This is a genomic window from uncultured Campylobacter sp. (assembly GCF_937997465.1).
In the GTDB taxonomy this organism is placed as follows: Bacteria; Campylobacterota; Campylobacteria; order Campylobacterales; family Campylobacteraceae; genus Campylobacter_A.
Genome location: NZ_CALKTQ010000298.1, coordinates 1 through 17,581, shown reverse-complemented (window position 1 = coordinate 17,581; position 17,581 = coordinate 1). Strand labels below are relative to the sequence as shown.

The window sequence follows — 17,581 nt, the reverse complement described above, 5'->3', positions numbered from 1 at the left end:
GTGGTCTCTTTCATGGGTGAACACATGCCCGCCATTAGGGGGCTAGCGGAGATTATCTCGGAGTTTTTCTCGCAGATATATATCGCGCTTTTTAGCTGCACAGGCGCGCCCAGCATAACTACCTCCGCCGCGCACTCCTTGTCAAACTGCGAGATAAAACTCGGGATAAAAGCCAGGCTCATATGCTGCGCGATAACAACGCTAGCTCCGTTTAGATCAAGCCCCTTAAAAAGCCTTTTTAAATGTCCCGGACCGCCCGTCGAGGCGCCGACTAAGACCAATTTTTGTTTCAAATTTATTCCGTTTTTTGAGTTAATTTTACGGCTATTGTATCTTTATTTATATTAAATTTAGCTATAAGGCAGAATACATAAAATAATGCAAATAATTTTACGCTAACTAAACGCTGTGGTCAAATTTGAGTGAGATTTTAGAGGTTGTCTAAACGGTGCGAAAATCGTCAAATTTTTGCGACAAGATTAGTGGTTTTAAACGCGGCATTTATGCTTAAATTTGACGCATTTATTTACAGCGTTTGGCCGCGAGATTTCCGTCAAATTTTACTTTATGATTGACGGTTTTATCTTTTTTGGATGAGATTCTTTTTTATCGTGCGTTACCGCTTTTTCTAGCGCGTGTTTTGGGTAGTTTGCGACTTTTGACGCATTACCGCTAGCAAAAACTAGAGCCGATAATAAGATCAACAAAGGCAAGGCTAAAATTAGCATTATTCCAACCGTCTTTTTCATTTAAATTTCCGTTCGCACTCAAATTTCGCTTGAAAACGGCCTGCTCTCGCCTTGCTTTTACGACAAACGTCCTATTTTTTATTCGTCATTTGATATAAAAAGCTAAAGATTTCCGCGACCGCTTTATAGAGATTTGGCGGGACTTCCTCGTTTAGATCTACCTTACTTAGAACCTCGACCAGATCGGCATCCTCTTTGATCGGGATATCGTGGGATTTGGCTAGGTTTATGATATTTTTCGCCACTTCGCCAGAACCAGTCGCCAGCACTTTTGGGGCATTATCCTTTTGACGGTTGTAGCCAAGAGCCACGGCTTTTTTAGTTTTTTGCACTTTCGCCAAATTTACGCCTTTTTATCAAAGCCCATATCAAGCTTATCCAGACCGCCGTAAATGCCGCTAAGACGCAGTTTAGGCATAGTTTTTAGGCTAAAATTCGACACTATCAGCCCCTGCTCGCCGATAGCCCTTTTTAGCTCCTTTGCGCCGCTTAAAATCAGATCCTTAAACTCCTCTTTTTGCGTCGCGATCGCAAGGTCGATGTATTTGTTTTCGCTGAGCGCCACCATGATGTTGATTTGGCCGAAATTTTGAAAATTTAGGTCAATTTGCGCGTAGTGTTTTTGCTTTTTGCCTTGCTTAAACCTGATATTTCCGCCCTCTACGCCCTCCCAGACGTATGGCAGATAGGTCTGCACGCCGCCCGCGACCGCGGAGGCTAGTTGATGCATCTCGATTTGAGCTAGTAGTTTTGAGGCAGCGTCTTTTACGGGGCTAGCGTCCGGAGACTTTGACTGCATGTTTAAAAGCGCGCTTTTTACGTCGTTTTGTAACACCTTTGCCGTCTCTTCGGCGCTTTTTGGAGTCACTGCGCTAAGCTCGCCGCGAGCGATATTTTGCTGCTTGATTAGCTTGCCGACTTCATCGAGGTTATTTTTTGCTTCAAAGCCCGCTTTATCTGCGATTTGCAGGGCGAAATTTAACTTTCTAGCCGCATTTTGCAGCTTATCTTGCAGCGTTGCACCCTCGCTTCCTTCCGCGCCGTCTCGGACGATTTTTTGCGCAAAATCGTTAAATTTATCCTGCGAGGCCGCAAGCGCGCCAAGCTCGTCCGTTAGATCTTTTATCGCGCTTTTTAGCTCGGCGAAATTTAAAGCAAAACCCCTGTTTTGACCTAGCTTTTCGCTGTTTAAATTTTGCATTTTTTCGCCCGCGTTTGCCAGCAGCTGCGAGACTTTGTTTAGCTCGGCGTTTAGAGTTTTTTCGTTTAGGCTTAGTCCGTTTCCGCTCATGGCGTTTGCTTGCTTATCCATAAATTTAGCTGCGTTTTCTAGCTTGTCAGAGGTCTCAAAAAGCTGTTTAAAAGGTGAGCTAGCCAGAGTATCTTTGGCAGCGGTTTTAGCGTTTTGTAAAATTTGATCAAGCCTCGCAAAGCTCTCGTTCGTGCTTAGGCTATCATCCTTAGCCAAGGCTGAAATTTGCTCCAAAAGCTGATGATTCGAGAGATTTTTTATGTCGCCAAACAGCTTATTTATCGCGCTGGGTAGGTTAAATTTGCCGTTTAGTGCGTCTTTTAAATTTGCCTCCAGCATGATGCCAGAGCTTTTTATCTGCTCGTTTAGCGGCGCGTTTTTTAGATCGGCAACGGGCTTTAAAAACTCTTTTAGCTTGAGTGCAAATTCCTTTAGATCAGGCTCGTTTTCGGCAAGTGCGACGAGGCTTTTCATATCTTTTGCGAGATTTGGCGAGAGCTGTAGATTTTTTGCCTGAGCGGCTAGCTCTTTGGCCTGAGTCGGGCTTGATTTTAGCTCGTTTAAAAGCTTATTTACGAGTTTATCTAGATCCTTTACGGCGTTATCCGCGGCCTCGGAGTCCAAATTTTGCGAGGGTGCTGGCTGATTTTTAAAAAGATTTTTAGTTTCGCCTGCCTGCCCCGTTTGTCCGGCGTTTGCGCCGCCCGTTTTAGGCAGAGCGCCGCTGACTGCGGCCTGGGTCGCGATTTGCGAACTTACTGAGTTACTTACTGATTCCATACGGCTATATCGTCAAATTTGAGATTTTCATTAGCTATTTGCCATCGTGCCCGGACTATGTTCAAAGTCGCTTCTGCTTTCAAGCGGAACGGTCTTTTGCGTGAGGCAAAACGCGATAAGAAACGCAAGCAACGCCACGTAAACCCACATAAAGCCGTCAAAGCCTAAAATTTGCATGCTAGCGCCCATTATCACGGACGAAAGAAGCGAGCCGAAAGAGTAACTAAAAAGTACGGCGCGCCCTACTTCGATGCCTTGGTTTTTGTGCTTTAAAACGTCGTTGGCACGAGCAAGCGATAACGCGTAGAGGCAAAAAGCGCCCGAGCCTAGAAAAAACGACAAAACGTACTGCGCGTAGATAGAGGGCTTAAGCGCCAAAAAACAAATAGCCGCACACAGCGACACGCCCGCGCAGCACATTATCGCGGGACGGCGGCCGAATTTATCCGAAAAACCGCCGATTAGAGAGTGGGCGATAAAGCCGCCCGCCATCGCGACGGTCATAAAAAACGAAACCTCTCTCGCACCGTATCCTTGCAGCAGGATATAAACGCTAGCCATCGTAAAAAAGCCGTTTATAAGGATGCCGGCGACGATGCTGGTGATGAGCGCCAAAGGCACGAGCGCAAATACTCTCGGGATCGAGACGCTCTTTTTTTCGGGGATCGGCGGCTCTTTGATACGGATCAAATTTAAAGGAATACTCGAAAACAAAATAAACGCCGCGCTAAGCAAAAGTACGTGAGAAGTGGATAAATTTAGCGATAGCACGAGGATGCCCAGCCCAAAACATACGTAAAACGTGATCTCGTAAAAGGCCAGTACTCGCGAGCGCACTTCGTTTCTGGCACGCGCGTTGAGCCAGCTTTCGATTATCATCAAGATCGAGTAGTAGCAAAATCCTAAACATCCGCGCAAAAACGCCCAAAAGTAGAGGTTTTGGCTAAGATCGTGAAACATCGCCGCGATGCCAAAAAGCGACGCAAATATCCCAAAGCTCCTTATGTGACCGACTTTTGAGACGATTTTATGCGAAAATATCGTAGCCGCCATAGCTCCAACGAAAAATACCGCGATAACAAATCCCGTCTCTAGCTCGCCTGCGCCCATTTTTTTTAGCTCGACGCCGGCAGAGCTGATGATGAGGCCGTTTCCAACAAACAAAAACGCCATCCCCACAAATAGTGCAAACATCGATCTGATCGTTATTATCGAGCTATTTCTCATTGCTTTTTACTCCATATATCAAAGCGCCCGCAGGCATCGCCGCAAGCGCGATCAAAAACGCTGCGATATCGAGGTTGCCGTGCCTTTTTAGCGCTAAAAATCCGACGACCAAAACCGCATACGCGATCAGCCGAAACGGCACGAATGCGGTAAAATAGTTGGACGAATTTTGCTTTAAATTACGCGCAAAATTTTGCTTTTTTGATGGCTTGGCTTCGCTATCTTGATTTGATTCGCTCAAATTTGACTCGCTTGCCGCGCTCAAATTTGACCCGCTATTTTGGCTTGTGCCGCTTAAATTTTGCTCGTCAAATTTGCCCTGCGCGGCTTTGTTTTGTCCTGTTGCCGCGTCAAATTTAACCAGCACGTTTTCGCCGCTTAAATTTAACTCCGCCGCTTGGTCAAAATTCGCGTCCGTTTTTGCGTAGTCCTCTAAATTTGACGCATCCAAGCGTTTAGCATCTTCGCGGTGCGAGTCATGCCCGTCAAATTTAGCCTCAGTGGGGCGATCGGGAAACTCCTCGTGATTTTCGCCCCACTCGTCTATGTCGTCATCCGAGCAGGCATCATAGTCTCGCACACCGTTTTCTACGCGTTTTTTGTAGGCTCTAAAGGTCGCGGCCAGTACCAAAAGCGAGCCTGCAAACGCGACCTGCGAGCTGTAAAACCACGCGCGGCCAAATACCGCCGAGCCCAGCAAAAGCAAAGCCTCAAACGCGCCGTAAACGGCAAGGAGCTTAAAATTCACTCATCGTCCTCGTCATCGTCTTTCGCGGGTTTAAATTTACCTTTATCTTTTAGTTCGTCGAGACTTTTTATCTGCGCATCGTAGGCCTTTTTGATGTTTAGGCCGGCTGCGGCGATACCGACTGCAATGCCCGCAAACAGCGTCCACGTCCAGCCGGTTTCCTTCATCATCCAGTAGCCAAACCCGGCCCCGATAGCAAGCGCTACGACGATAGAAACGCCCAGACTTAGCTGCTCGGCGCCTTTTATGACGTCGCCTAAATTTATCTTCGCCATTAGGCAAATCCCCAACTGTTTTTCATGCGCTCTTGTATCGCTTCGCGCTCTTTTCTGGCCTCTTTTAGACGCTCTTCTAGATCGGCGATCCTTGCTTTTACCTCGCGCATTTCTTCGTTTTCGCTCGCGTCTTGCGCGACTATCTCGGCAAAGCTCTCGTCTGCGGCTTTAATGGCAAATTTGATATCCTCCTCGCTCATCGCGTCGCAGATAAAGCCCGTCTCAAACTGGCTAGGCGCTAGATAGACGCCTTTTTCAAGCATTTTGGCGTGAAATTTGGCGTAAAGTTTGACGTCGCTTTTTAACGCATCGTCATAGTTTTTAACCTCGCTTGCGGTAAAGAAAAAGCCAAACATCGAGCCTCGCACCGTTGTTTGCAGAGCGATGCCGTGCTTCGTGGCGACGCTTTTTAGCCCATGAGTGAACAGTACGGCTAGCTTATTTAGGCGGTCATAAAGATCATGATCGGCGAAAATTTTACTCAGGCTTGCGATGCCGGCAGCCATAGCTACGGGATTGCCGCTTAGCGTACCGGCCTGATATACGGCGCCTTCGGGACTTAGGCAGTCCATGATCGCAGCCTTTCCACCAAACGCAGCTGCCGGGCAACCGCCGCCGATCACTTTACCGAACGTCACTAGATCGGCCTCGATACCGTTAAATTCTAACGATCCGTGCCTGCTCGCGCGAAATCCACTCATAACCTCGTCAAAAATAAGCACCGCGCCGTTTTCGTCGCAAAGGCATCTAAGCTCGCTCAAAAACTCGTTATCGGCAGGCACTAGACCCATATTTCCCGCGATCGGCTCGATGATTAGCGCGCCGATTTTGCCTGGATTTGCCTCAAATATCGCTCGCACGCTAGCTATATCGTTATAGCGCGCTAGATAGGTATTTTTCACCACGTCTGCCGGCCCCCCGCCGCTGGAAGCATTGCCGTAGGTCGTCGCGCCGCTGCCTGCTTTTACCAAAAGCGCGTCGCTGTGCCCGTGATAGCAGCCTTCAAATTTTATCAGCCCGTCCTTACCGCTAAAGCCGCGCGCTACGCGGATAGCACTCATCGTGGCCTCTGTGCCCGAGCTTACAAAACGCACCTTTTCGACGTTTTTAAATTCGTCGCAGATTAGTTTAGCAAGCTTCGTTTCCAAATTTGACGGAGCGCCGAAGCTTAGTCCCTTTTTAGCCGTCGCTATCACCGCACTCTCGATGTCGGGATCGCAGTGCCCAAAGATGAGCGGTCCCCAGCTCTGGATGAAGTCTAGATAGCGGTTTCCCTCGATATCGACCAGATATGCGCCCTCGCCGCGGTCCACCACAAACGGCTCGCCACCTACGCTGCCAAACGCGCGAACGGGCGAATCCACGCCGCCCGGGATATATTTTTTAGCTAGCCCGAAAGCTTCTTTGTTCGTCATTTTTTATCCTTGTTGAAATTTATAACGTATTCGTAAAGCAAATTTATCTCTTCGTCGGTAAGAAAGTAGCTAGGCATCACGCTTCTAGCACTTAGTACACCCTCTTTAAACGTCTCAAAATCAAGATTGTTTATCCGAGGCGCTCTTAGCTCGTCGTCGATGACCTGCTTGGTTTTTTTATCGAAATGTCTATATTTTGATATGAGTGAGCCCTCGCCGCCCTTGCCGTGACACTTGTCGCAGCCGATGCCGCGCGGGTTTTGATAGAGCATCTTTGCGTATTCGTTTTTCGTGATAAAATCGCTCGCAAACGCCGCGCCGCAAAGCAACCAAAAAATCAGCCAAATTTTCATAAATTCTTTCGCTTTTTCGTAAATTTAATCTAAAATTAGCTATCATACAATCTTTGCGATTAAAAAGTAATAAAGGACGAAAATGACGATATTAGACGGCAAAAACGTAAGCGCGCAGGTAAAAGAAAGAGTAAAAAACGAAGCGTTAAATTTGAAAAATCAAGGCATAGAGCCGGCGCTTGCGGTAATACTGGTCGGCGAGGATAAAGCCAGCCAAACCTACGTCGCGGCAAAAGAAAAAGCCTGCATAGCATGCGAGATAAAAAGTGTAATGCACCGCTTGCCAGAGTCTACGACGCAAAGCGAGCTAATCGCGCTAATAGACGTGTTAAATTTAGACGACGGCATCGACGGTATCCTGGTTCAGCTACCGCTACCAAAGCATATAGATACGAATAAAATTTTAGAAACCATTAGCCCCGAAAAAGACGTGGACGGCTTTGCCGCGATAAACGTCGGCAAACTAGCTAGCGGGCTAGACGGGTTCGTACCGTGCACGCCGCTAGGCATAATGGAAATTTTTAAAGCCTACGATATAAATTTAGAGGGCAAAAACGCCGTCGTGATCGGACGTAGCAACATCGTGGGCAAACCGATGGCAAATCTACTGCTAAACGCCAACGCGACCGTAACCGTGACACATAGCAAAACGCGAAATTTAAAAGAAATTTGCGCGGACGCCGACATCCTAGTGGCCGCTATCGGTAGGGCGGATTTCGTAACGGCTGATATGGTAAAAGACGGCGCAGTCGTGATCGACGTAGGCATAAACCGCATGGACGACGGCAAGCTAAAAGGCGACGTCAAATTTGACGAAGTAGCGCCGAAATGCTCGTTTATAACGCCAGTTCCCGGAGGCGTAGGGCCGATGACCATCGCGATGCTACTGTCAAACACCATAAAATCAGCCAAAAACCGCGCGAAAAAGGCATAAATTTTGAAAAAAGCGTTTAATAAATTTTTAGATTTTTCAAACAGCTGGACGGGCACGGTCATCATCGTCTTGCTCGTGATTTTCTTTGTCGCGCAGGCTTTCGTGATACCGTCCGGATCGATGAAGGACACGCTCTTAGTCGGCGATCATCTTTTTGTTAAAAAATTTAGCTACGGCATCTCGACTCCGCGCATTCCGTGGATAGAGGTCAAAGTTTTGCCTGATTTTAACGGTAACGGCCACCTCATCGAGGGCGCAAAGCCCGAGCGCGGCGATATCGTAGTTTTCCGCTATCCGCACGACGAAAAGATCCACTACGTCAAGCGAAATTTCGCAGTCGGCGGCGATGAAGTGATATTTACGGAAAAGGCGCTATTTTTGCATCCGCACGAGGGCGAGGAGTTTATAAAGGCAAATTTCGACGAAAAAGATATAGTTAAATTTGGCGGCAAGCTTTTCGTACGCGAGCCATATAAATTCGGCGGCATACACTACGACGAGAGGGTAAATTTATTTGAACTGGCCGTAAACTACCTAAACGCGAGCAAATTTGCCATGCAACCCGTTATCGTAAACGAGCTGCCAAGCATAGGCAACTATCCGTTTAACGCGTTTTATTTTCAGGTTCCAGAGGGCGAGTTTTTCATGATCGGCGATAACCGCGACCACTCGAACGACAGCCGCTTTTGGGGGCCAGTGGCCTACAAAAACATAGTCGGCAAGCCTTGGTTTGTATATTTTAGCTGGGATGATGAATACAAAATCAGATGGAACAGAGTCGGCAAGAGCGTGGACTTTATACAAAACTCGCCTGAGCTGCTAGACGCCGCCAGAGCCGAAGCTAAAAACGACGGAAACAAGATCGAATGAACCTTGACAGCATCGACTTTGCACAGGTTGCGATCCTAGTCGCCGTGCTCGTTATCTCCGTCGTCGGGCACGAGATCGCGCACGGATATGCGGCGTTTAAATTCGGCGACTTGACCGCCAAAAATTTGGGGCGGTTAAGCATAAATCCCATAAAACACGTCGATCCGCTAGGTACTATCGTCGTGCCGGCACTCATGTACCTTAGCACGGGAGTGACGTTTGGCTGGGCTAAACCCGTACCCATAAATTTACGCACGGTGCTTTATAACGGCGGCTACAAGGCCGCTATCATCGTCGCGCTTGCGGGTATCGCATACAACCTTGCTCTTTTTGCGCTAGCGTTTTGCCTATTTAAATTTATAGGTTTTGACGGCGCGGTAGCGGAGTTTGTATTTATGCTTGCAGCCGTAAATTTAGTCCTAGCCCTCTTTAACCTCTATCCCATCCCGCCTCTTGATGGCTCAAAGGCGCTTGAGTATCTTTTACGCATTTTTGGGCTTCACGGCGCGGCAAACTGGCTAAATAGCATGCAAAGATACGGCTTTATCGCGCTAGTTATCATCGTGATCTCGCCGCTAAAGGATTATTTTTTCGAGCCGATACGATATGCCGTGGCGATCATGAGGATGTTTTTGTAAACGGTAAATTTTAAAATTTAGCCCGAATTTCGCTTCTAAAGGCTCGCGGCGAAATTTTACTTTAATGCTTTTTTGCTATAATTAAGCATTTTTTAGCTTATGGAAATTTCATGAAAATAGACAAAATTTTTATCGCGAGCGACCACGCGGGCTTTGATCTTAAGGCGCAAATTTGCGGGCTTTTAAAAAACGAAGGTTTTGACGTATGCGATCTAGGAACGCATAGCAAAGATAGCGTCGATTATCCAGATTTCGCCGAGCTTATGGCGCAAAATTTACGCGGCGAGAACGAATACGGCGTGCTAATCTGCGGCACGGGTATCGGCATCAGTATCGCGGCCAACCGCCATTCGCACGTTCGCTGCGCGCTTTGTCACGACGTCACAACGGCAAAACTAGCGCGCGAGCACAACGACGCAAACGTACTAGCCATGGGCGCTAGAACGATCGGCGACGCGGTTGCGGCAGATATGATAAAAGCCTTTTTCGCTACCGAATTTGCCGGCGGCAGGCACGAAAGACGCGTGAAAAAGCTAGGAGGCGAGAAATGACTGATTGGCTCGTACTTACCGTTTTGATATGCATTTGTATCTATCTCACTGTTATGGTGTTTTATTTTAAAACCTTGCTTAAAAAAGAGCGCGCGACGCGCGATTTTATGAAAAACAATCTCCAAGATACCGAAGTCGTCATCCGCAAGCTGCAAGTCCAGCTACAGCGCGGTCTTGGCAACATCGACATCCTCACAGACGAACTCAATAAAGTCAAAAACGATGCCAACGCCCTTCGCACCAGAAACTCGCAGTACCGCCTAGAAAACGACAAACTCCGCCAGCGTATCCGCGAACTAGAGGGCAAAATCGAAGCGCTACTATAAATCAAATTTAAAGGCAAAAAATGAAAGAACTAGACAAAGCGGGGAAGGAGTTTTTATTAAATTCTATCCGCTGCATAAACGATTTTCCAAAACCTGGCATAGTATTTCGCGATATCACGACGCTACTGAATAATAAAGAGGCGTTTAATTTTTTAATGGATCATCTAGTTGCCAGATACGAGGACGCCGATATCGATTTTATAGCCGGCATCGAGTCGCGCGGATTTATATTCGCAGCGGCCTTGGCAGCTAGGCTGCAACTGCCTTTCGTGCCGATTAGAAAGCCTAAAAAACTACCCTACATCACGATCTCGCAAAAATATAGCCTAGAATACGGCGTGGATGAGGTGCAAATTCACTTTGACGCATTCGGCGAAAAAGCGGGCGCAAAAGTGCTTTTAATCGACGATCTAATCGCTACGGGAGGCACGGCCAAGGCTAGCGTCGAGCTAATCAATCAAACAAACGCCGTTTGCGTAGAGGCCTGCTTTTTGATTGATTTAAAGGATCTTGGCGGTAGCGCAAATTTACGCTCGCTAACTAAAATTTACAGCATTTTGGAGCTATGATGGAAGAATTTTTTACAAAACTACTCATCGAGTACGGCTACATCATACTTTTCGTCTGGTGCATAATGGAAGGCGAAATGGCGCTCATAATGGCGGGAATCCTCTCTCATCAAACGCATATGCATATCGCGCCGGCCATCTTCGTAGCAGGTCTGGGCGGCTTTGTCGGGGATCAAATTTACTTTTATCTAGGCCGCTACAACAAAAAATATATCGCTAAAAAACTTCACACGCAGCGCCGTAAATTCGCCATCGCGCACATAATGCTAAAAAAATACGGCTGGCCGATCATTTTTATTCAGCGCTATATGTACGGCTTTCGCGTCATCATACCGATGACCATAGGCTTAACCGGATACAGTGCGAAAAAATACGCGCTCATCAATCTAATAAGCGCGTGGTGCTGGGCTGCGATCACGATAATCCCCGCATGGGTTTTAGGCGAGCACATACTTGACATACTGCACAAAGCAAAAGAGCACTGGTACGTCGCCGTGCCGGTAGTGGCGCTATTTTTGGGCATTTTGCTCTACGGCTTTAGGCGCATAGAAAATAAAATTTTAAACGATAGGAGACACAGAAGTGCAGTTTCAACTCACTAATAAAAAACTAAACGAAATCAAGGCTGATTTGGAGCTAATTTTCGTCGTAGATAAAAACCTAAAACATAAATTTATAAAAGACGAAAAGGCGTTTAAATTTGCCAACTACAAGGGCGAGAGCGTCTTGCTTTTACTTGAAAGCGGCAGGGTTTACGTCCCGCTAAATAAGCTTGGCTATGACGAGCTTCGCATAGCTGCGGCAAAGGCCTATAACGCCGTAAAATCGCTAAACATCAAAAGCCTAAAGCTAGCCTCATACGTCGCAGGTTACCAAAAAATGAGCTTTCAAGCTCTAACCGAGGGCTTTTTGCTGGGCGCTTACGAATTTAACAAATACAAAGAAAAAAAAGAAAAATACGCGCTAAAAGATATTATTTTTAGCTCTGAGGAGTATAACGACAAGGACGTCCGCGAAAACGACGCAAAGGACGGCTTTACTCACGGCGAGATAATCGCCTCTGCGACAAATTTTACCAAAGATATCGTAAACGAAATACCTGAAATCTACACTCCGCAAAAAATGGCCGAAGAGGCGCAAAATCTAGCCAAAAACTACCCAAATTTAAGCTGCAAAATTTACGACGAAAAATTCCTCGAAAAAGAAAAGATGAACGCATTTTTAGCGGTAAACAGAGCCAGCATCCATCCGCCTCGCCTCATCCACCTTATCTACAAGCCAAAAGGCGCAAAAAAACGCGTAATCTTCGTCGGCAAAGGGCTAACGTACGATAGCGGCGGACTTAGCCTAAAGCCGGCTGATTATATGCTAACGATGAAAGCCGACAAAAGCGGCGCGGCTGCGGCAATGGGTATAATTAAAGGCGCGGCGGAGCTAAATTTGCCGTTTGAAATTCACGCTATTTTAGGCGCGACCGAAAATATGATCGGCGGCAACGCCTATAAACCAGACGACGTGCTGATATCTCGCAGCGGCGTTAGCATCGAGGTGCGCAACACCGACGCCGAGGGCCGTTTAGTACTTGCCGACTGCCTTAGCTACGCGCAGGATTTTAAACCAGACGTGCTAATCGACATGGCGACGCTAACTGGCGCTTGCGTGGTGGGCCTTGGCGAATACACAAGCGGCATAATGGGCAACAACGAGGAGCTAAAAGCGGAATTTAAAGCAAAAGCGGCAAAGAGCGGCGAGCTAAATACGATTTTGGAGTTTAACCCGCACTTACGCGAGCTAATCAAAAGTCAGATCGCAGACGTCAGCAACACGGGATCCAGTCGTTACGGCGGCGCGATCACGGCGGGACTTTTCCTAGATAAATTTATAAAAGACGAATTTAAAGACAAGTGGATACATCAAGATATCGCAGGCCCGGCTTACACCGAAAAAGCCTGGGGATATAACCAAGCGGGCGCGACGGGAGCGGGCGTGCGAATGAATATTTATTATCTATGCGCTATGGCAAAGGAGCTGTAATGGGACTAGCAGTAGGTATCGTAGGCTTGCCAAACGTCGGCAAATCAACCACATTTAACGCGCTAACGAAAGCGCAAAACGCCGAGAGCGCAAACTATCCATTCTGCACGATCGAGCCAAACAAAGCCGTCGTGCCGGTGCCCGATAAGCGCCTAGGCGAGCTAGCCAAAATCGTAAATCCAAATAAAATCCAGTACTCCACGATCGAATTTGTCGATATCGCAGGGCTCGTAAAGGGTGCGAGCGCGGGCGAAGGGCTGGGAAATAAATTTCTCTCAAATATCCGCGAAACCGAAGTGATTTTACACATCGTGCGCTGCTTTGAGGATGAAAACATCACTCACGTAGAAGGCGGCGTCGATCCCGTCAGGGACGTCGAGATCATCGAGACCGAGCTCATCCTCGCCGACATCGAGCAGCTAAACAAAAAAATAGAACGTCTATCCCGCGAAGCCAAAGCAAACGCAAAGGGCGCAAAAGAGGCGCTAGAGACGGCAAACGCGCTGCTAGCTCACCTAAACGACGGCAAAAGCGCGAGCAGCTTCGGCGGCAAGGACGAGGAAGCGTTTATAAATTTAAACAAAGAACTAAGGCTACTCAGCGCAAAAGAGGTCATCTACGGCGCAAATGTGGGTGAGGACGGCATCTCGGAGGATAATAAATACGTGCAGGCGCTTCGCGAGTTTGCCGCGCGCTCGGGACACGAAGTCATCAAGCTTTGCGCCAAGATCGAAGAGGAGCTAGTAGGCCTTAGCGACGAAGAGGCGCACGAGTTTTTAAGTTCGCTCGGCACGAACGAAAGCGGTCTGGAAAAGATCATCAAAACGGCGTTTGCGAAGCTAAATTTGATCAGCTATTTTACTGCGGGCGTCGTCGAGGTGCGCGCATGGACGATCGTAAAAGGCTGGAAAGCGCCAAAAGCCGCCAGCGTCATCCACAACGACTTTGAGCGAGGGTTTATCAGAGCCGAGGTTATCGGCTATGAGGACTACATCGCATGCGGCGGCGAAAACCCGGCCAAAGAGGCGGGCAAAATGCGCCTAGAGGGCAAGGACTACGTCGTTCAAGACGGCGACGTGATGCATTTTAGATTTAACGTCTAAGGCGCAAAATCGGTCAAATTTGGCTTTATAGCCGAGCGGTTTTTGGCTAAATTTGACCGCCTCTGTTTTATGCCGCGCGGCTAACGAGCCCAAATGTGAGCAAAATAAATTTGACGCCTTTTCGTGCCGACACTACGCCCTAAATTTTAGTCTTTAAAAACGCGGTTAAATTTAGCTCAGAGCGGTTTTGCCGCTCAAATTTGACTCGCGCTAAATTTAAGGAAAAAATTGAAAAAGATCATAGTCGTTTGCGTAACCGCGCCAAAATTACTCCACACCCAAATAATTTTAAAGAATGCCAATGTCGCGCAGTTTTAGTATATCGTCGGCAACACAAGACGCAACAACCTACCCATCCGATACAAACAGGACTGTGGCATACAAAGAGGCAAAATAGGTCAAATTTAAACAACAAAACTAGTAAAATTTAACAAAGGAGCGCGATGATAAAACTAGTCTTACTGCTATTTTTTGCGCTAAATTTCGCTCTCGCAAATTTGACGAGCGAAGGCCAAACGGCCTACGACGCGGGCGATGAGCAAAGGGTAGCTCAAATTTGGCAAAAAGCGTGCGAAGCAGGCGAGACGCGCGGCTGCGTAAGGCTTGGGTTTTTATACCATAGCGGCAAAGGCGTGAAGTAAGACGACGTAAAAGCCGGCAAATTTTATGAAAAAGCCTGCGACGCTGGCAAACTATCAGGCTGCGATAGCCTAGCCTCGCTATACCAAAACAGCGGCGAACACGCCAAAGCCGCCGCGATTTTTGAGCGAGCCTGCGAAAAAGGATTTGGTTTAAGCTGCTATAATCTAGCTCAAATTTACGAAGCGGGCCTCGGTGTCGCGTCGGATGAAAGCAAGGCGCTAGACCTCTACGTAAAAGCCTGCGAGCGCGGATACGCGGTAGTTTGCTACTATCTAGGCGGCATGTACGCGGACGGCCGGGAGGGCAAAAACGACAAAGCCGCGAAAAACTCGAAAAACGCGCTCAAATTTTACTCGCTTGCGTGCGATGGTAAAATTTACGAAGCGTGCGAGGCTTTGGGTAGGCTTTACGAGGACTGCGAGGCGGGTTTTGCACAGGATATCAAGGCCGCTAGATCCTACTACGACAAGGCCTGCGCCGTAAATGCCTACAAATGCAGCGGCAGCGAGCGTCTGGACGAGCTATACGGCGGCTGGGCGCAGTATCAAAGCGGACAGTTTGAGGCGGCCTACGAGCTAGGCAAAGAGTCGTGCAGCAGAGGCGTAGCAAACGGTTGCGCAGTACTAGGAGTGCTCTACGCAAAGGGGCTCGTCGGAGCGCGGCAAGATAGCGAGAAGGCGGTCAAATTTCACGAGAAGGCCTGCGAAGGCGGCTTTGGGGCTTCTTGCGCCGAGCTTGGCGAGATGTTTTTTCATGGGCGCAGCGTAAAAAAGGACGTTTCTTGCGCACTCGAGCTTTTTGAAAAAGCCTGCCTACTTTGGCGGCTGGATGCTTGCGAGAGCCTAGCGGACGCGTATTTTGAGGGATCAGACGTGCCGCAAGATATAGCAAAAGCCTTTAACTTTTACGGGATCGCCTGCTACAACGGGCTAAAACCGGCCTGCACAAATCTAGGCGCGATCTACGAAAAAGGTATAGGCGAAGTGGTAAAAGCCGACGTCAATGAGGCTGCGAGCCTTTTTAGCGAGGCTTGCGAGGCGGACGACGCGCGCGGGTGCATAAATCTAGCGCGCCGCCTTGAGCGCAGCGACAAAAAACAAGCCGCCGCGCTACGCCAAAAGGCGCAAAAGCTGCACGAAAAAGAGTGCAAGGCGGGGCTAGCTAAAAAGTGCATGGAGTTTAAAAAATCAACTAATAAAGGAGAAAAACATGAGTTTTAAAAAAGTTTCATTTGCCGCCGTTGCGGCCGTTTGTCTATTTTTAGGCGGCTGCACCCAGCCTAGAACCACGCAGATAGAGCTGCCAAAAAGCGCGCTAGATAGCGTAAATCTACCAAACGAAGTAGCCATAGACGGCGAAAAATTCGTCTTAAAGCAAAAAAACGCAAGAACGGCTGAGTTTTATCTACCAAACGAAAAAGTGGGCTTTAAATGGACCAAGCTAGTAAGCGTCACCGTCGATGAAAACGCCGATATCAACGAATACCAAAAGGCCTTTATAACCGCGCTAAAAAGCGGACAGTTTGGCAAAGCGGAGTATGATTTTAAATTTATAAACGATAAAGAGTATCAAGCTTACACGATCTACTATCCGATCGCGGGCAACCCGGATTTTGACAACTACGAGATCAATCTAATCCACGTCAAGAGCCTTAACTGCGGCCTTAGAGTCACGCACTACGCGCTAAAGTTTCTAAATATCGCCGATAGAAGCAAATTTCACACGCTAATCAAGCAAAAAATGCCGATATTTTTAGCGCAGATGCCGCAAGTCGAGTGTAAATAATTTTACTTTCGGGCGTTATTTTTAGTTTTTGCTAAATTTATCGCCATTTTTTTGCGAGCTAATTTTTAAAATTTAGCCCGTAAACTGCGGCAAATTTGACGCTTTGCTTGCGCGGGCGGTCAAATTTGACGAGCGTAACGGTTGCAAATTTAACGCCGCCTGGTCTTAGGCGGTAAATTACAGCTTAGACAAAACTATCCAAAGGAAAAACATGGAAAACGGCGGCCTTGCTGTACATTTTGGAGAAAATTTGGCGCAAATTTTATCGCAAAAGATAAAGGCGGTTTATCCCAAATTTGACGCGCAGAGCTACTGCGGGCAAATCGCAAAGAGCACGCCCAATCTCAGTTATTCCCAAAGGATTTTGGCGCATGCAAACGCGCTAAATGAACTTTTGCCACCGGATTTTAAGCGCACGGCGGAGATTTTGGTTGCGATTTTAGGCGAGGAAAACCCGAACGAAACTGGCATGTTTAAGCACTTTTACTGGACTTTGCCGCTGGCAAAATACGTCGAAATTTACGGCCTAGACGACTTTGAAACCTCGATGAACGCGATTAAGGAAATCACAAAGCGCGGCACTGGCGAGTACGCGGCGCGTGCGTTTATCAAAAAATATCCGCAAGACTCGCTCAAAACCATGACGCAGTGGGCGCGCTCGTCAAATTTTCACCTGCGTAGGCTGGCATCCGAGGGCCTGCGACCAAAGCTGCCGTGGGCTAGCAAGCTGGAGCTTTTCATTAGCGACCCAAGCCCGGTTTTTGCGGTGCTGGAGATACTCAAAGAGGACGAGGTGCGCTTCGTGCAGCGCTCGGTCGCAAACAATGTCGCAGACTATCTAAAAGTAAATTTCACCGCCGCAAAAGAGCTGCTCGTGCGCTGGCAAAGCTCGCAAAACAAAAACACGCAGCAAATAATCCGCCACGCCACAAGAAAAATCAAAATTTAGCTTTTTGCACAGATACGTAAGTCGGCGGCTAAATTTGAGATGCAAATTTTATAAACTTATGACGAATTTTATAAACAAAAAAGCAGTTCAACCCGCCGCATAAAAAGTTGAGGCGAGCTCGATGGTCGCCACAGTAAAAAAGATCAAATTTACAACCGCCACCCGAAATTAAATTTAACTCCAAACCCACAACGACAAGCAAATTTTAAAAGCCTCCATGCTCAAATTTAAAGCCAAACACCCGAGTAAATCCAAAAATCAAAGCGTCAAATTTAAGCCCTCACGCCCAAGCCGCAAGCAATCGCGTGATTTAAAAGTCAAATTTGCCTAGGCAAAAACCGAGCAAAATACCCCCCCCCAGCACGCAAGAATTGCAAACGG

22 protein-coding genes and 1 pseudogene are annotated in these 17,581 nt (G+C 47.7%); 14 read left to right on the top strand and 9 right to left on the bottom strand.

Annotated features, from left to right (window positions below; all coding sequences use genetic code 11):
• From Q0546_RS10075 to Q0546_RS10035, 9 genes are all read right to left on the bottom strand, one after another.
• Nucleotides 1–293, bottom strand: a 293-nt coding sequence (locus Q0546_RS10075; RefSeq protein WP_298792702.1) for a chemotaxis protein CheB, incomplete at its 3' end; no start/stop codon positions are given.
• 267 nt (nucleotides 294–560) lie between these two features.
• Complete coding sequence (locus Q0546_RS10070; RefSeq protein ID WP_298792701.1) at nucleotides 561–749, bottom strand: hypothetical protein; 189 nt, start codon at nucleotides 747–749, stop codon at nucleotides 561–563.
• A gap of 71 nt (nucleotides 750–820) precedes the next feature.
• Complete coding sequence (locus tag Q0546_RS10065) at nucleotides 821–1,090, bottom strand: FlhB-like flagellar biosynthesis protein (protein WP_002953476.1); 270 nt, start codon at nucleotides 1,088–1,090, stop codon at nucleotides 821–823.
• Between the two features lie 2 nt (nucleotides 1,091–1,092).
• Nucleotides 1,093–2,781, bottom strand: coding sequence for a flagellar hook-length control protein FliK (locus Q0546_RS10060; protein ID WP_298792700.1), 1,689 nt, complete (start codon nucleotides 2,779–2,781; stop codon nucleotides 1,093–1,095).
• A 30-nt stretch (nucleotides 2,782–2,811) separates the two neighbouring features.
• Complete coding sequence (locus Q0546_RS10055) at nucleotides 2,812–4,008, bottom strand: MFS transporter (RefSeq protein ID WP_298792699.1); 1,197 nt, start codon at nucleotides 4,006–4,008, stop codon at nucleotides 2,812–2,814.
• Nucleotides 3,998–4,756 (bottom strand): potassium transporter TrkA, encoded by a 759-nt coding sequence (locus Q0546_RS10050; RefSeq protein WP_298792698.1) that lies wholly within the window; start codon nucleotides 4,754–4,756, stop codon nucleotides 3,998–4,000. The genes Q0546_RS10055 and Q0546_RS10050 overlap by 11 nt, the downstream gene beginning before the upstream one ends.
• Nucleotides 4,753–5,031, bottom strand: a complete 279-nt coding sequence (locus Q0546_RS10045; RefSeq protein WP_298792696.1) for an AtpZ/AtpI family protein — start codon at nucleotides 5,029–5,031, stop codon at nucleotides 4,753–4,755. Before Q0546_RS10045 ends, Q0546_RS10050 begins: the two co-directional genes overlap by 4 nt.
• Nucleotides 5,031–6,446: a glutamate-1-semialdehyde 2,1-aminomutase gene (hemL, locus tag Q0546_RS10040; RefSeq protein ID WP_298792694.1), complete on the bottom strand. Its 1,416-nt coding sequence runs from the start codon at nucleotides 6,444–6,446 to the stop codon at nucleotides 5,031–5,033. The genes Q0546_RS10045 and hemL overlap by 1 nt, the downstream gene beginning before the upstream one ends.
• Nucleotides 6,443–6,799, bottom strand: a complete 357-nt coding sequence (locus tag Q0546_RS10035) for a cytochrome c (protein WP_298085119.1) — start codon at nucleotides 6,797–6,799, stop codon at nucleotides 6,443–6,445. Before Q0546_RS10035 ends, hemL begins: the two co-directional genes overlap by 4 nt.
• An 82-nt stretch (nucleotides 6,800–6,881) precedes the next feature.
• Here Q0546_RS10035 and folD point away from each other — a divergent pair, with 82 nt between their 5' ends.
• The 14 genes and pseudogenes from folD (at nucleotide 6,882) to Q0546_RS09965 (ending at nucleotide 17,200) form a co-directional block, all read left to right on the top strand.
• The gene (gene folD, locus Q0546_RS10030; RefSeq protein ID WP_122866850.1) at nucleotides 6,882–7,733 is read left to right on the top strand and encodes a bifunctional methylenetetrahydrofolate dehydrogenase/methenyltetrahydrofolate cyclohydrolase FolD; all 852 of its coding nucleotides are present in this window, start codon (nucleotides 6,882–6,884) and stop codon (nucleotides 7,731–7,733) included.
• Nucleotides 7,734–7,736: 3 nt separating this feature from the next.
• The gene (lepB, locus tag Q0546_RS10025) at nucleotides 7,737–8,603 is read left to right on the top strand and encodes a signal peptidase I (RefSeq protein ID WP_298792688.1); all 867 of its coding nucleotides are present in this window, start codon (nucleotides 7,737–7,739) and stop codon (nucleotides 8,601–8,603) included.
• Entirely contained in the window at nucleotides 8,600–9,241 is a 642-nt protein-coding gene (locus Q0546_RS10020) for a site-2 protease family protein (protein ID WP_298792685.1), read from the top strand. Before lepB ends, Q0546_RS10020 begins: the two co-directional genes overlap by 4 nt.
• 110 nt (nucleotides 9,242–9,351) lie before the next feature.
• Complete coding sequence (gene rpiB, locus Q0546_RS10015) at nucleotides 9,352–9,792, top strand: ribose 5-phosphate isomerase B (RefSeq protein WP_298792683.1); 441 nt, start codon at nucleotides 9,352–9,354, stop codon at nucleotides 9,790–9,792.
• A complete protein-coding gene (locus tag Q0546_RS10010) occupies nucleotides 9,789–10,118 on the top strand; it encodes a protein-export membrane protein (protein ID WP_002953464.1) in 330 nt (109 codons plus the stop codon). Before rpiB ends, Q0546_RS10010 begins: the two co-directional genes overlap by 4 nt.
• A gap of 20 nt (nucleotides 10,119–10,138) precedes the next feature.
• Nucleotides 10,139–10,687, top strand: a complete 549-nt coding sequence (apt, locus tag Q0546_RS10005) for an adenine phosphoribosyltransferase (protein ID WP_298792681.1) — start codon at nucleotides 10,139–10,141, stop codon at nucleotides 10,685–10,687.
• Nucleotides 10,687–11,289, top strand: coding sequence for a DedA family protein (locus Q0546_RS10000; protein WP_298792679.1), 603 nt, complete (start codon nucleotides 10,687–10,689; stop codon nucleotides 11,287–11,289). Before apt ends, Q0546_RS10000 begins: the two co-directional genes overlap by 1 nt.
• Entirely contained in the window at nucleotides 11,270–12,721 is a 1,452-nt protein-coding gene (locus Q0546_RS09995; protein WP_298792677.1) for a leucyl aminopeptidase, read from the top strand. Before Q0546_RS10000 ends, Q0546_RS09995 begins: the two co-directional genes overlap by 20 nt.
• Nucleotides 12,721–13,824: a redox-regulated ATPase YchF gene (gene ychF / locus Q0546_RS09990; protein WP_298792675.1), complete on the top strand. Its 1,104-nt coding sequence runs from the start codon at nucleotides 12,721–12,723 to the stop codon at nucleotides 13,822–13,824. The genes Q0546_RS09995 and ychF overlap by 1 nt, the downstream gene beginning before the upstream one ends.
• A 443-nt stretch (nucleotides 13,825–14,267) precedes the next feature.
• Complete coding sequence (locus Q0546_RS09985; RefSeq protein ID WP_298792673.1) at nucleotides 14,268–14,465, top strand: hypothetical protein; 198 nt, start codon at nucleotides 14,268–14,270, stop codon at nucleotides 14,463–14,465.
• A gap of 117 nt (nucleotides 14,466–14,582) precedes the next feature.
• A pseudogene (locus Q0546_RS09980) lies at nucleotides 14,583–14,708 on the top strand (SEL1-like repeat protein); the annotation flags it as partial.
• Between the two features lie 39 nt (nucleotides 14,709–14,747).
• Entirely contained in the window at nucleotides 14,748–15,686 is a 939-nt protein-coding gene (locus Q0546_RS09975) for a tetratricopeptide repeat protein (protein ID WP_298792671.1), read from the top strand.
• Nucleotides 15,676–16,251, top strand: coding sequence for a hypothetical protein (locus tag Q0546_RS09970; RefSeq protein WP_298792669.1), 576 nt, complete (start codon nucleotides 15,676–15,678; stop codon nucleotides 16,249–16,251). Before Q0546_RS09975 ends, Q0546_RS09970 begins: the two co-directional genes overlap by 11 nt.
• Before the next feature lie 211 nt (nucleotides 16,252–16,462).
• Nucleotides 16,463–17,200 (top strand): DNA alkylation repair protein, encoded by a 738-nt coding sequence (locus tag Q0546_RS09965; RefSeq protein ID WP_298792667.1) that lies wholly within the window; start codon nucleotides 16,463–16,465, stop codon nucleotides 17,198–17,200.
• Nucleotides 17,201–17,581 lie beyond the last annotated feature (381 nt).

What these genes read in the sequence shown, in the direction of transcription:
- Q0546_RS10070 (WP_298792701.1), bottom strand. Translation starts at nt 749, where the DNA reads ATGAAAAAGACGGTTGGAATAATGCTAATTTTAGCCTTGCCTTTGTTG.
- Q0546_RS10060 (WP_298792700.1), bottom strand. Translation starts at nt 2,781, where the DNA reads ATGGAATCAGTAAGTAACTCAGTAAGTTCGCAAATCGCGACCCAGGCC.
- Q0546_RS10055 (WP_298792699.1), bottom strand. Translation starts at nt 4,008, where the DNA reads ATGAGAAATAGCTCGATAATAACGATCAGATCGATGTTTGCACTATTT.
- Q0546_RS10045 (WP_298792696.1), bottom strand. Translation starts at nt 5,031, where the DNA reads ATGGCGAAGATAAATTTAGGCGACGTCATAAAAGGCGCCGAGCAGCTA.
- hemL (WP_298792694.1), bottom strand. Translation starts at nt 6,446, where the DNA reads ATGACGAACAAAGAAGCTTTCGGGCTAGCTAAAAAATATATCCCGGGC.
- Q0546_RS10035 (WP_298085119.1), bottom strand. Translation starts at nt 6,799, where the DNA reads ATGAAAATTTGGCTGATTTTTTGGTTGCTTTGCGGCGCGGCGTTTGCG.
- folD (WP_122866850.1), top strand. Translation starts at nt 6,882, where the DNA reads ATGACGATATTAGACGGCAAAAACGTAAGCGCGCAGGTAAAAGAAAGA.
- Q0546_RS10020 (WP_298792685.1), top strand. Translation starts at nt 8,600, where the DNA reads ATGAACCTTGACAGCATCGACTTTGCACAGGTTGCGATCCTAGTCGCC.
- rpiB (WP_298792683.1), top strand. Translation starts at nt 9,352, where the DNA reads ATGAAAATAGACAAAATTTTTATCGCGAGCGACCACGCGGGCTTTGAT.
- Q0546_RS10010 (WP_002953464.1), top strand. Translation starts at nt 9,789, where the DNA reads ATGACTGATTGGCTCGTACTTACCGTTTTGATATGCATTTGTATCTAT.
- apt (WP_298792681.1), top strand. Translation starts at nt 10,139, where the DNA reads ATGAAAGAACTAGACAAAGCGGGGAAGGAGTTTTTATTAAATTCTATC.
- Q0546_RS10000 (WP_298792679.1), top strand. Translation starts at nt 10,687, where the DNA reads ATGGAAGAATTTTTTACAAAACTACTCATCGAGTACGGCTACATCATA.
- ychF (WP_298792675.1), top strand. Translation starts at nt 12,721, where the DNA reads ATGGGACTAGCAGTAGGTATCGTAGGCTTGCCAAACGTCGGCAAATCA.
- Q0546_RS09985 (WP_298792673.1), top strand. Translation starts at nt 14,268, where the DNA reads ATGATAAAACTAGTCTTACTGCTATTTTTTGCGCTAAATTTCGCTCTC.
- Q0546_RS09975 (WP_298792671.1), top strand. Translation starts at nt 14,748, where the DNA reads ATGTACGCGGACGGCCGGGAGGGCAAAAACGACAAAGCCGCGAAAAAC.
- Q0546_RS09970 (WP_298792669.1), top strand. Translation starts at nt 15,676, where the DNA reads ATGAGTTTTAAAAAAGTTTCATTTGCCGCCGTTGCGGCCGTTTGTCTA.
- Q0546_RS09965 (WP_298792667.1), top strand. Translation starts at nt 16,463, where the DNA reads ATGGAAAACGGCGGCCTTGCTGTACATTTTGGAGAAAATTTGGCGCAA.